The sequence below is a fragment of the Marinobacter litoralis genome (genome assembly GCF_003336705.1).
Classification (GTDB): domain Bacteria; phylum Pseudomonadota; class Gammaproteobacteria; order Pseudomonadales; family Oleiphilaceae; genus Marinobacter; species Marinobacter litoralis.
In genome coordinates, this window is record NZ_QMDL01000003.1 from 219169 (window position 1) to 231239 (window position 12071).

The 12071-nt window shown below is 55.3% G+C and carries 11 protein-coding genes; 6 read left to right on the forward strand and 5 right to left on the reverse strand.

The window, feature by feature from the left end; all coding sequences use genetic code 11:
- The first annotated feature begins 19 nt into the window (after positions 1 to 19).
- Positions 20 to 901: a LysR family transcriptional regulator gene (locus tag DOQ08_RS10770; protein ID WP_114334935.1), complete on the forward strand. Its 882-nt coding sequence runs from the start codon at positions 20 to 22 to the stop codon at positions 899 to 901.
- Here DOQ08_RS10770 and DOQ08_RS10775 read toward each other — a convergent pair.
- The 3 genes from DOQ08_RS10775 to DOQ08_RS10785 are packed head-to-tail and all read right to left on the reverse strand — an operon-like array spanning position 898 to position 2463.
- The gene (locus DOQ08_RS10775; protein ID WP_114334936.1) at positions 898 to 1107 is read right to left on the reverse strand and encodes a DUF3565 domain-containing protein; all 210 of its coding nucleotides are present in this window, start codon (positions 1105 to 1107) and stop codon (positions 898 to 900) included. The two genes, DOQ08_RS10770 and DOQ08_RS10775, sit on opposite strands and share 4 nt — an antisense overlap.
- On the reverse strand, positions 1104 to 1991 hold the full coding sequence (rarD, locus tag DOQ08_RS10780) for an EamA family transporter RarD (protein ID WP_114334937.1): 888 nt from the start codon (positions 1989 to 1991) through the stop codon (positions 1104 to 1106). The genes DOQ08_RS10775 and rarD overlap by 4 nt, the downstream gene beginning before the upstream one ends.
- Positions 1992 to 1998: 7 nt before the next feature.
- The gene (locus DOQ08_RS10785) at positions 1999 to 2463 is read right to left on the reverse strand and encodes a YchJ family protein (protein WP_114334938.1); all 465 of its coding nucleotides are present in this window, start codon (positions 2461 to 2463) and stop codon (positions 1999 to 2001) included.
- Positions 2464 to 2629: 166 nt separating this feature from the next.
- On the opposite strand from DOQ08_RS10785, the gene DOQ08_RS10790 reads away from it, so the two are divergent.
- Positions 2630 to 3586, forward strand: a complete 957-nt coding sequence (locus tag DOQ08_RS10790) for a sensor domain-containing diguanylate cyclase (RefSeq protein WP_114335478.1) — start codon at positions 2630 to 2632, stop codon at positions 3584 to 3586.
- 23 nt (positions 3587 to 3609) lie between these two features.
- Here DOQ08_RS10790 and DOQ08_RS10795 read toward each other — a convergent pair whose 3' ends face one another.
- A complete protein-coding gene (locus DOQ08_RS10795; protein ID WP_114334939.1) occupies positions 3610 to 4035 on the reverse strand; it encodes a hotdog fold thioesterase in 426 nt (141 codons plus the stop codon).
- A gap of 137 nt (positions 4036 to 4172) precedes the next feature.
- Between DOQ08_RS10795 and DOQ08_RS10800 the strand changes: the two genes are divergently transcribed.
- Positions 4173 to 4637: a c-type cytochrome gene (locus tag DOQ08_RS10800; protein WP_114334940.1), complete on the forward strand. Its 465-nt coding sequence runs from the start codon at positions 4173 to 4175 to the stop codon at positions 4635 to 4637.
- 10 nt (positions 4638 to 4647) lie between these two features.
- Here the strand turns inward: DOQ08_RS10800 and DOQ08_RS10805 are convergent, their stop codons facing one another.
- Positions 4648 to 5334, reverse strand: a complete 687-nt coding sequence (locus tag DOQ08_RS10805) for a cytochrome b/b6 domain-containing protein (RefSeq protein ID WP_114334941.1) — start codon at positions 5332 to 5334, stop codon at positions 4648 to 4650.
- Between the two features lie 241 nt (positions 5335 to 5575).
- Here DOQ08_RS10805 and DOQ08_RS10810 point away from each other — a divergent pair, with 241 nt between their 5' ends.
- The 3 genes from DOQ08_RS10810 to DOQ08_RS10820 are packed head-to-tail and all read left to right on the forward strand — an operon-like array spanning position 5576 to position 12069.
- The gene (locus DOQ08_RS10810) at positions 5576 to 8320 is read left to right on the forward strand and encodes an endo alpha-1,4 polygalactosaminidase (RefSeq protein WP_406565361.1); all 2745 of its coding nucleotides are present in this window, start codon (positions 5576 to 5578) and stop codon (positions 8318 to 8320) included.
- Between the two features lie 3 nt (positions 8321 to 8323).
- On the forward strand, positions 8324 to 11524 hold the full coding sequence (locus DOQ08_RS10815; protein ID WP_114334943.1) for a tetratricopeptide repeat protein: 3201 nt from the start codon (positions 8324 to 8326) through the stop codon (positions 11522 to 11524).
- A gap of 11 nt (positions 11525 to 11535) precedes the next feature.
- The gene (locus DOQ08_RS10820; RefSeq protein ID WP_165823657.1) at positions 11536 to 12069 is read left to right on the forward strand and encodes a hypothetical protein; all 534 of its coding nucleotides are present in this window, start codon (positions 11536 to 11538) and stop codon (positions 12067 to 12069) included.
- The last annotated feature ends 2 nt before the right edge of the window (positions 12070 to 12071 follow it).

Sequence of the window (12071 nt, forward strand, 5' to 3'; positions counted from 1 at the left end):
CCGTCGGGAAGAAGCCATCGTGAAAACCTCTCAAATCAAAACATTTCTGGCCATCGTCGATAACGGCAGCATCGCAGCCGCAGCCCGCCAACTGAACCGCAGCCGTACAACCATTAGCACCGTTTTAGCCGCGCTAGAAGATGAGCTGGGTGTCGCCCTGTTTGATCGCAGTGGCAATCAATTGCACCTGACATCGATCGGCCAATCGATCGTGACGGACTGCAGGCGTTTTGACCAAGTGGCCGGGCAAATCCAATCCCGCTGCCAGCATCACCTGAGTGGCGCGGAGTCAGTGCTGCGTATCGCCCGGGACGATGCCATTCCGGAAGTCATCTGGCGGGATATTCTTAAACGGCTGAAACAGAAGTTCCCCCAAACCAGCTTGTCGGTGTACCTCGCCCCTCCCAGAGAGCTCACGCATCTGGTGCGCAATCAATCCGTGGATGTTGCCTACGGCCTGATGCCCGAACTGCTGAGCGAGGGGTATCAATGGTTCCGGGAACTGGCTGACGTGCGCATGCTCACGGTGGCTGCTCCCGATCATCCACTGTGTCAGCTGAAGCGCGTGACACAAGACCAGCTCATAGCCCACACCGAAGTCACCATCGCCTATATGGAAGATGCTCAGTTGGTGGCGGAGTCGCCAGAGACGGCAAACTATCTCGCTTTTACGCAGTACGAATTGATTCGGGATGCCGTTATAGAGGGCGCGGGCTGGGCCGACTTGCCTTTACCACTGATCGCAGAGGCCTTAAGAAAAGAACAACTGAAGACCATCAAGCACCGGAGTGCTCGGTGGTGGAAAGTCTTCAGTGCACTGGAGACCGAGCAGGCCCAAGGTGGTGCCGTGGTCGGCTGGCTGGCTAACGAGCTGGAAACCTATCTGGAAACCATGGTTTAAGGCTGTTCATCCGGCGGTGCGCCGAGATCGCATTTTTTGCAGTCCAATTCAAACCCCAGCATGGATTCCCTACCCTCGGGCGTTATGACCCACGGCCGATTCACCCAAGGCGGATCGTGGCGCACGTGCTGGTTGTGCCCGCAGCCTAACTGGGCGACCCAATGGTTTTCAATGTCTTTGTGGTAACCGGCAATGGGCTGTTTCATGCCCGGGCCCTGCCGTTCCAGGCCGACCAGGAATAGATAGCCAAAGCCACCCATATCATGACAAAACTGATCAGTTTCTCAGTACCCAGCGGTTCGTGGAAAACATACATTGCAATCAGAAACTGCAGGGTAGGGTTGATGTACATAAGAAACCCGACGGTGGACAGGCGTAACCGCCGGGCAGCGCCGGCGAAAGCCAGTAGTGGAATGGCCGTCACGATACCGCTGGACATCAATAGCAAGGCGCTGTTGGTACTTTCAGCCAGATGCGACATTTCCTGCGCCGAGAGCCATGCCAACGCGAGCAGGCCGAGCGGTAACAGCAAAAGCGTTTCCACAAACAAACCCGACAAACCATCCAGATCAACCTTCTTACGCATCAACCCATAGGTTCCGAAGCTGAACGCCAACGCCAGAGTAATCCACGGCAAAACGCCCAGAAGAACAATCTGGTAGACGATGGCCACAGCCGCCAACACCACGGCCACCACCTGCAGCCGGGATATGCGTTCACCCAGAATCAGCATCCCCATGGCCACGTTAACTAACGGCGTCAGGAAGTAACCCAGGCTAGCCTGCATCACTTGCCGCGTTTCCACCGCGTAGATATAGATTCCCCAGTTCAGCGCGATAAAAATGGCACAGCCCAACACGAAACCAAGACGCTTGGGACGCCTCAATGCGACCTTAACCGGAGACCAACGTTTCAGCAGCGAAATAACCACGGCCAGAAATACGCAGGACCAGACCACCCGATGAATCAACACTTCCCAGGCGGGAATGCCCTCAAAAAGCGCGAAATACAGCGGAAAACTGCCCCACATGGTGTAGGCCGCCAAACCATAGGCCACACCTTTACTGGTTTCCGAAACCGCCTTGTTCATGAATCACTCACTTACGCAGACAACATACTTTGTATTTGCGGCCGCTGCCGCAAGGGCAGACATCGTTTCGGCCGGGTTTAAGCTGGCCTTCACTCGTTGCTCCGCTCAGGTAGTACCAGCGCCCGTCTTCTTTTATGAAATCAGACTGCTCTTCCAGATAGCCCCAGCCGGAACCCGACCGATATAGCGCCCTAAAATGAACCTTTCCCTGATGCGCCGTCTCGCTGGCCTCGATAACCTGCAGCGACGTCCACTCCGGCGAGCCTTCCAAGTTCAGTTCAGAAGGGCGCGTATCGCTGTGCCAGGTCGCAAGCAGGTAATCGTTATTGTGTTTAACAAAAGCCGCATACCGGGAGCGCATCAATGCTTCCGGTGTGGGTGCTGACTGGCCGAGATGCCAAGGTTGGCAACAACGTGAGTAATCTGCCCCACTGCCGCACGGGCAAACTGCAGGTGAGTTCGCTACATCCATAAAACTCTCGCTCTTGAAACAATAAAACGTCACCTAGACGGCTATGGTCTAATTGAAAACACGCCAAACACCACCCAATATGCAAATAAAAACGACACACTGGAAGTCACGGCCATCTGGGCCATACTTTAGCGATCAACGGAACTGAATGCAGGCACCACCCGCCATGTCATCCCAAATCCCGTCTACCGAGCTCCCGGACGAGCCGGATACGAATTCACCAGCCGCAATGATTTCTGCGGGCGGACTGCAAGCTGTACTCGATAATCTCGATGCCTTGGTTTACGTCTCTGACTTCGAAACCCACGAGCTCCTATACATGAATGCCTATGGGCGACAGAGATGGGGTGAAATTGACGGCAGAAAATGCTGGCAGGTGCTTCAAAATGCCGACGGCCCTTGCAGCTTCTGCACCAACCATTTGTTACGTACACCCGAGGGTTCTCCCACACCGCCCCACGTGTGGGAATTCCGGAATCCCATTGACCAACGCTGGTATCAGTGCCGGGATCAAGCCATCCCTTGGCCCAACGGCAAACTCGTGCGCCTGGAAATTGCCACCGACATTTCCGAGCGAAAACAAATCGAGCTGGCCTTGCAGGCAGCCCACGAGCGAGCACAAACCGCCGCCCTTGAAGACGAGCTTACCGGGCTCCCTAATCGCCGCGCCTTCTTCCAGTTTGGTAAGCAAATGCTGCATCAAGCTCTGCGCAATCGCTCAACCCTGTCGATGGTGATGGTCGATCTGGATTTCTTCAAAAGAGTGAACGACACCTATGGCCACCAGGCCGGTGACGAAGTGCTCATTCGAGTGTCTGAAGTCATGCAAGCACGGCTGCGCGATTCAGATCTTATAGCCCGAATGGGCGGGGAGGAATTCGTACTGCTACTACCCGAAACGCCCATCAACAAAGCCTGCGAAATCGCTCAGCAACTGCGAGTAATCATCCGCGCTTTGGGTGTGCTGCATGAAGGCCATACCATCGAACTTAGCGCCAGCTTTGGCATTACCAGTAACAGGCCAAACGACCCCAATCTCGAAGCCCTTCTTCAAAGGGCTGATCAAGCGCTCTATCAATCCAAAGAGCAGGGTCGCGACCGAATCTCCATTTATACCGACTGACCCTGCTCCTCAACGCAACGCGATTACCGGCGTTTGGTCACCGCCATGGTCAATCGTGAAATACAGGTCAGCTTACCCTGCTCATTCTCTAGGCGAATTTCCCAAACCTGAGTCGCACTGCCAATGTGCTGGGCCTTAGCCGTACCATACACCCAGCCGCTACTCACCGGACGAATATGGTTCGCGTTGATGTCGAGCCCTACCGCAACGGTACCCTTGTCCTTCAGAACACAGTTGGCTGCCATGCTGCCCAGAGTTTCCGCCAGCACTACCGAAGAGCCTCCATGTAAAATGCCAAACGGCTGGATGGTGCGCTCATCCACCGGCATACGACCTTTCACATAATCGTCACCGATTTCGAGGTATTCAATGCCCATATGACCGACCGCTGTGTTCTTGCTGGCCTCAGTCATCTGTTCAATACTGGGGGTTACTGTCCAAATTGCCATTGTGAAGTGTCTCCGGGTTGAACTTTAATCGCATGTAGTTGTCATGGGGTGAGTCTATACAGGTAGCATGCTTAGAACCACGCCTTTATAAACGCTTTTACCATGTACCACCAGAACTAGAAAGAGAGGGATCAAAAATGAAAAAAACACGCCTAATCGCCACCGCTGCTCTGGCACTGTCGATTACCCTGCCCGCAGCCGCCCAAATGAGCGTTGAAGACCAGATCAAAGCGCGTCAGGGCGCTTACCAGTTCATGGCCTGGAACATGAGCAAAATCAAAGCGCAAGCCGTCGATGGCGATATTGCCTACAACGCGGACCAGATGAAAGCCGCCGCAAACGCCATTGCCGCTGTTGCCAACTCCGGCATGGGCGCCTTGTTCAGCCCGGAATCGTCTTTAGACAAGGCTGACGACACCCGGCTTAAGCCCGAGTTTTTCGAACAGCCGGAAAAAGCCCGGGAAGTGGGCATGAACTTTGGCCGCGAAGCCAACAAACTTCAAGCAGTTGCCGCCGAGGGTGACAAAGCCGCACTGGCCCGCCAGTTTGCGGCCGTGGGCAAGACTTGCAAGGCCTGCCATGACAACTTCCGTGCTAAGTAAGTAGCGCGCTTTACCATCCCAGATTCTGGGGTGGTGGCTCCGGAGCCGGCGGCGGTGACACCAAACTACCGCTGGCGCCTAGAACAACACCCGCAGCCAATACCAGAGACACCAGAAAAGCCACGGTGCCGCCCCCCTGCGCATCCGATGCAAGGCCCGATGGCACTCGTTTTCTTCCGGTAATCATCGGTGTCACGATGTTGTCTTTCTTCACTTTCGAGTACCACAGAACCGCCAGCACATGCAGAGCCACCAAGCCATACAGGTACCACTCGGTCAGCCTGTGCCAGCTACTCAGCGTATCGCTCCAACCTGAGGAAATAAGCGGGTACAACGGGCCCTGAAAGGAAATCTCGTCGTTGGCAAACAATCCCGTTACGGCCTGAAACCCGAACAAACCCAACAAGGCCAACACCGACAGCGCCCCCAGAGGGTTGTGGCCCACACCCTGCCATTGGCCGCGGAGGTATCGAACAATCGCTGACGGTCCACGAACAAATGAACGGAAACGCGCGTAGGTGGAACCGGCAAAACCCCAAATAAGCCGAAAACTCAACAAACCGATCACGAACAAACCGAAACGGCCATGCCACTCGGGCATGCCGGTTTTTATCGTAATAACCGCCCCCGTAACCGCCAACAACAGCAGCCAGTGAAACAATCGCGTGGGCATATCCCATAACCGAATGGTTGTCATACCTCATCCTCTAGCCATCAATTCGTTACAGGACCGCATTGAGTGCTCTAAGTTCCATGAGTATCAATCCGCCGCACCATGCATTTCGAACTCGGCGAGCCTTGTGTCCCACGTAGCAAAGCTATAACCTCAATGGCCAGCTAAGACAAACTTTGGGGACCGGTATCGAGCAACCACCCCTCTGAACAAAAGAGAACTCGCCCTGCGCCCGATGTATCGATTTTTTCTGTTCCTCACGTCAATGTTATTGTCGATACACACACTGGCGGCCAGCCAGCCAAACCCTGACTCGCCCCGGAATATTGGTTTTTATTACGGTAAAGAAGCACCTATCGGCAATCTCTATGCCTACGATTGGCTGGTGCTCCAGCCCAGCCAGACCACCAACGCCCGCCTCGACTTATTGTATAAAGGTAACACTCACCCGATTGCCTATTTGAGCGCTGGGGAAATGGCTTTTACCGATCAGGCCGTACAAGGTATGCAATCAGATTGGGTGCTTGGAGAGAACACTGCGTGGAAGAGCTATGTGCTCGACATTCGCAAAGAGAGTGTTCGTGATTTTATGGTCGAACAGTTAGTTGCTCCGGCCATGGCACGCGGTTTCAAAGGAGTCTTTCTCGACACTCTGGACAGCCACCTTCTGACTGCTGAAGGCCGGGAGAACCCGGAAGCATTCGCAGAAGCGCAGGGGCTGTTAATCGCCACGATCCGCGAACGCTTCCCCGACAGCCTCATTATTATCAATCGCGGCTTCCATTTGCCCGAATCAGTCCATAAAAAAGTCGATGCTCTTGCTTTCGAGTCATGGCGCAACGGTTTCGAGGCGGGTGGACGCCGGTACTACGAGGTATCCGACCAGGACCGGGAGTGGCTTGCGGGCCAACTCAGCCACTGGCGTGAAAAACACCCGGAACTTCCCGTCATTGCCATTGATTATACCCGCTCAGAAGACGACGCCTTCGAGTTGTCGAAGCAACTCAGGCAGGATGGCTTTATTCCCTATGTTTCAGACCACAACCTGAACCGCCTTGGCCCAACAAATCCTGTGGTTAAAAAGCGCCACGTGCTGGTTTATCACGACCTGCCAGAAGCCGAAACCGACCGCAGCGCTGCCCATCGGCGGCTTGGCATTGTTCTGGAACGGCTGGGGCTGGTGCCGGTTTATCGCTCTCTCGAACAACCTTTTCCGACCGAGCCGGTAACCGATCGATACGTCGGCATTGTCACCTGGTGGGAAACTGATGCAAGAAAATCCCGATTTTGCCGCTGGGCCGGCAAAGCACAATCGACCGGTTTTCCGGTGGTATTGTTCGGCCTGCGCCCGACTGCAACCCAATGCAACAAGCTCATGCAAAGTCGGCGCACAGCAGCCCCTCAGGGGGAGCTGAAAGTATCCAAAGACCACCCATCCATGGGCAACTTCGAGAGCACTCGTATTCCCTCGGCGGCTTTCGACCCACTGCCTCAACCCGGCGCAGCGAATTCATGGTTAACGGTCACCGATGCGTCCGGTGCGCGCTTCATGCCGGTTTATACCCACGCACAAGGGGCCGTCGCCACCACAGGCTTTATCTTCGAGAAAGGGCCGGATGATCAGGCCTATTGGTTATTTGATCCGTTCGCGTTCCTGAAAGAAGCGCTGAAACTGTCAGATTTTCCGGCCATCGACAGCACCACGGAAAGCGGTCGGCGCATCCTTACCGCGCATATTGACGGCGACGGCCTGGTTTCCCGCGCCGAGCTGCCCGGCCGGCCACTCGGCTCAGAAGCCATCCAGCAGAAAATCCTTCAGGTGTACGACATTCCCCACACCCTCTCAGTGATTGAAGCCGAAACCTCCCCCAAAGGCCTTTACCCCGATGTCAGCGCTGAAGCGGAGGCCAGTGCCCGGTCCATGTTCCGCATGGATCAGGTAGAAGTGGCTTCGCATTCCTACAGTCACCCTTTTTTCTGGGCCATGCTTGAAGGTGACACCCGGGCAGCGCCGAAACTGGATGAAACGCTCTACGGCTACTCCATGGAGGTGCCACGCTATACGCCGCTCATCAACCGGGAAATTAACGATTCCATTGCGTACATCAATCGGCGCCTGGCACCGAAGAACAAACCGGCATCCGTCTTCCTCTGGACCGGAGATGCACGCCCTGGGCCGGAAGCCCTGAGAGCTGTTCGGGAATTGGGTTTGGTCAACGTGAACGGTGGCGACACCCACCCACTACCGTTCGATTCTGAATTGGCCGGGGTTTGGCCCGATGCACGGCCAATCGGTGATGAATTACAGGTTTATGCACCGGTGATGAATGAAAACGTGTACACCAACCTCTGGACGGGTCCATTCTTCGGCTATCGTAACGTCATCGAAAGCTTCAAAATTCTGGAATCCCACCATCGCCTGAAGCCTATCGGTATCTACTACCATTTTTACTCTGGTACCAAGCCCGAGGCGATTCAGGCGTTGAAAGAGATCTACGATTACGCGCTGTCACAACCGGTAACGCCCCTGTATCTGAGTGATTACGCCAAGCGCGTTCAGGGGCAGTACTATTCCGCTCTGTTGCAACCCGCCCCGAACAGCTACCGCTGGCGGGGCGCACGGGCACCTTCCACCGTGCGTATTAGTCAGAATCAATTCCCCGATATGGCCCGGAGCCAAGGCGTTGCGGGCTATCATGATGTGGGCGACGTGCGTTTCGTGCATCTCGCCGGGAACGACCCCTTGTTAGTACTCGCGCCCGAACCTTCACCGGGTCCTATGCTCGATTCCGCCAACGCTGAGCTCGTAGACTGGCAGCGCAGCCGCAAAAACGGGCGCTGGCATCTTCAATTCGAGCTGAAAGGTTATCAGCCCTTGGACTTTGCGTTGTCAGGCACTTCAGAATGCCGCGTCAGGGGAACCAAGCTGTCCCAAAACACCAGCAACGATTTACTGCACTTCCGCTCTGGCACTCAACAGGCTGGCCGCTTCGATATGGAGTGCCGTTAATCCATGCGTCAACGTAAACCGGCTTTCTTCAGCGTTCCTGCGTTATTGGCCCTGGCGGCGCTGATTATGGTTACGTTATACCTGCTGTTTCCACGGCAGGCGATTTACGAAGACCCCGGGTATCTCGAATCACCCGACAGTCTCTCACTGGCCTATCTCGAAACTCTCCTCAAATCTGACCCGGATAATCAGGCGTTGCGCCTTACGTTGGGCCGAATGCAACAAAAAGTTGGGGAACACACTAAAGCAATCAGCACACTCTCGCCCCTGATCAAGCAGGCCGATGTATCTATCGAAGCCATGTCCGCTTACACCGAGCTGCTTCGGGGAAAATTTTTTCGCGCTCAAACGTCGCTGGGGCAGGTACTGGTGCGCAGCCAACTTGCCACCACGTTAAGACAAGCTCTGTTACAGCCCTATACCATTGTGGAAAAAGAAACGCTCATGGCAGACAACCTGCCACTACTGACAATCAACGATCAACTGACCGTTCGACAGCAATTCTTTGAACTGGCAACCGGTACTAAACGGCTGAGAGCAGGCCAAGCGCTTGCAAAACTTCAGGAAGCGACGGGCAATCCAAGGGATGCCGCTTACACACTGGATTCTGTTGAAAAACTCGTACCATCAGGGGAAAAAGAAGCCTTCGTAGCGAACCTGATACGTCTCGATCTGGCGACCAATGAACCAAAGCGCGCTTTACAACGGTTCACTACCCTGCACGGCACAAGCGAGCTAAATCCACAACAATTGCGCCAAGGTATCCGCCTCGCCAACTTTGCCGGGCAGCCCGAAATCGGCAATCGCTGGTTAGCACAACTGGCAAAAGCCGAACCGTCGAACATCGACATCCAGCGCCAATTGCTGGCGCATCAGCTCGGGCAAAACAACCTCCGCGAGGCACTGAAAACAGCACAACGCATGGAGGCCAGCGGCAAGAATCTCAGCCGAACCGACCAGGAAAAACTGGCACAGCTCTATGAATGGAGCAATCAACCGAAAAAAGCTTTGGCGTATTGGCGCACACTGTTTTTAGAACAATCCCCGACTGACGACTCCACGCGGGCTTACGATCGGGCCACAAATCTGGCGGAAGGCTTGTTTCAGTGGCCCACGCTGGTTGAGCTACACACAGTTCGGGCCAAGCGCCGTCAGCTGTCCGAAGAGGGTTACATACAGCTCACCGACGCACTGGTCAGCGTCGGAAACTTTCAAGCCGCCACCCGTTACTTGTTGGAAGGCACCCAACAATACCCCGCCAGCTCCACACTTCGGCAACGTGAACTGGCTCTGTTAACGAACAATCGCCAATTTTTCGAGGCGATTGATCTATTGGAAGCCGCGCCGAACCTGACAGATGAAGAACAAGTTCAGCTAGCCAACCTGCACTGGCGCACTCGAAATCCGGAAGCCGCTTTAGCCGCGCTGGATTTCTCACCAACAGAACCAGCACTGGCACAGGAAGTCGAAACCATGCGACTGAACTTGGCCCGCATTCTGAACCGTACTGACATTCTTGAGCAGTACTACCATCGTCTCACCGCACGGCCTGCAGGTACGTTGACGGTCGATACAAGAGATCAACTAATTGGCTATTCCTGGCAATTCGGCACACCCGAAGAAACACTTCGTTTGAGTGAGGAGCAATATCAGGAAACCGGAGAAACCCGCCATTTAGCGATCATCGCCGAGCTACAAGCCTCGCTGGGCCGTTTCGAGGAGCTGTCGAAATCGCTCAAAACCTGGAGCGAACGCTTAGGCCAAACGAAACGCGACCCGCTGTTCTGGCGTCTCAGTGCACGAATGCACCAACACCAAAACAATACCGAAGCAGCGCAGAACGCGTATGTTCAAGCCTACCGCTTGGCGCCCGAGAACACCGGGCTTCTGGCAAGCTGGGGCTGGTTCCTGATAAGCCAGCCAGACCTTTTACCCGGGCGCTTGCCCCTAATCTTAGCCCTATTGGAAAACTCACCGGCAGCCAATGACTACGCCCTTCAGGTTTATGGCCACTTCGCACTGGGGGACCCCGGAAAGGCGAATGCATGGCTAAGCGCGGCACGCCAACAACTGACCGATGAGCCAAACCAGCTCCTCGCTCTGGCCGATTACGCAGAAACTTACGAAACCGGTAAACATGCAGAAGCCGAAGCGCTGCGACAACAAGCCGTTCTGCACGCACAAGAACGTGAAGCGCTGCGCCCCGAGGTTATTGACCGACTCTACGCAAAACTTCGGGATCCTGAACCATCGGCTCGAGAACCACTTTACCAGTCCGACAATCGCGCCTTGCAAGCCGGTGTCGAGCTACGCGACCTCGGCGGCTTCTCTCTGAACACTGCTGGCGTATCCGGCCAATTCAGTCACGACCGTTACCGCTGGCTGTTTTCGGCGGAACAAAGCCGCGCCAACGATCAGGGCGAGCTCAAACAAACACCGAAACCGGGCACAAGCGGCACACTGCAGTGGCAGAACAACTTTGTCGATCACTTGTTCACAGCCGAAGTTGGCACCTATACCTTCGCGGGCGGAGAACAAGCCACCGGCCAAATCAAACTGGACAGCCAACCCACTGACAGCGTGACACTCTCCGCCAGCGTTTCCTTTAACGAGCGGGTCAGCGACAGCGCCGAGGCATGGTGGCTTACCTCGGGCAACCGTCTGACGCTCGCGACAAGCTACACCCCGTGGTCCAGACTGACGCTCAGCGGAATCCTAGATCACCGCACTATCGATGAAGCCTTCGTTGGTCAGATAGGCACCGGGTACAACGCCAATCTGCAAGCCACCTATCGTCTGTTCGAAAGTGATCCCGCTTGGCGCCTGTCACTGAATTATCAACGCCAGTCATTAAACGTTGGTGATGATTTATCACCCAAAGCCTTATCACTGCTGGAAACGCCACTCGCACCCGGCGACTTGCTGAGCGAGGATTATGAGCGCATCGGCTTCACCTCCGAATGGTCCCACGGTGAACCTCATGCCCTGTATCGAACCCGGCCTTCGCCGCGTTACTTTTTAGCGCTGGACACTGGTTACGTACTATCCAATGGCAGCTTTGACTTCGGCGCCCGTGTCGGGCTGGGATGGCGCGTTGTGGGCGATGACGAACTGGCTCTATCCACTGGCTACAGCTCCGACAGTCTGGGCGGCCAGCCCCGTGCAAACGCAAAATTAACGTATACCCTTTATTTAGGTCACTAACAGGAGTTTTTATGATGCTCATGCGATCCCTTACCGTCGGGCTTTCTCTGGCCTTAATGGCTGGTTGCTCAGTTATGCAGAGCCAAACTCAATCCGAGCCCGTCGATCTCGATAGCCGCTTCGCGGTAATTCCACTGGGCAACCTGTCACAGACCCCGCAAGCCGGCGATCAAGCGGCCAGCATTCTCAGCGCGTTGCTGCGTGCGCGAGGCGCTGCAGAGGTTGAGCTTTACCTCCCGGCTGATGACAACCCGCTGATTTACGACAATCATGATCGTCAGCAAGATGCTATTGCCTCCGCTATGGACCAAGGCGCTGATATCATCGTGGAAGGCACCGTTGATGAATGGCGCTATAAGAATGGCCTCGATGGAGAGCCGGCCGTTGGCCTGACACTGGTGTTCCGCGATGCTGAGGACAACTCAGTGATCTGGTCCGGCACCGGAGCCCGCACTGGCTGGGGCCGCGAAGGCGTTGCAGTTGCCGGCCACAAAGTCCTGGAAGATCTGCTGGACGAAATGCCTGTGATAGAAACTGCGCGTTAAAC

Coding starts and splice junctions, on each gene's coding strand:
- DOQ08_RS10775 (WP_114334936.1), bottom strand. CDS start 1,107: ATGAAACAGCCCATTGCCGGTTACCACAAAGACATTGAAAACCATTGG.
- rarD (WP_114334937.1), bottom strand. CDS start 1,991: ATGAACAAGGCGGTTTCGGAAACCAGTAAAGGTGTGGCCTATGGTTTG.
- DOQ08_RS10785 (WP_114334938.1), bottom strand. CDS start 2,463: ATGGATGTAGCGAACTCACCTGCAGTTTGCCCGTGCGGCAGTGGGGCA.
- DOQ08_RS10790 (WP_114335478.1), top strand. CDS start 2,630: ATGTCATCCCAAATCCCGTCTACCGAGCTCCCGGACGAGCCGGATACG.
- DOQ08_RS10795 (WP_114334939.1), bottom strand. CDS start 4,035: ATGGCAATTTGGACAGTAACCCCCAGTATTGAACAGATGACTGAGGCC.
- DOQ08_RS10800 (WP_114334940.1), top strand. CDS start 4,173: ATGAAAAAAACACGCCTAATCGCCACCGCTGCTCTGGCACTGTCGATT.
- DOQ08_RS10805 (WP_114334941.1), bottom strand. CDS start 5,334: ATGACAACCATTCGGTTATGGGATATGCCCACGCGATTGTTTCACTGG.
- DOQ08_RS10810 (WP_406565361.1), top strand. CDS start 5,576: ATGTTATTGTCGATACACACACTGGCGGCCAGCCAGCCAAACCCTGAC.
- DOQ08_RS10815 (WP_114334943.1), top strand. CDS start 8,324: ATGCGTCAACGTAAACCGGCTTTCTTCAGCGTTCCTGCGTTATTGGCC.
- DOQ08_RS10820 (WP_165823657.1), top strand. CDS start 11,536: ATGATGCTCATGCGATCCCTTACCGTCGGGCTTTCTCTGGCCTTAATG.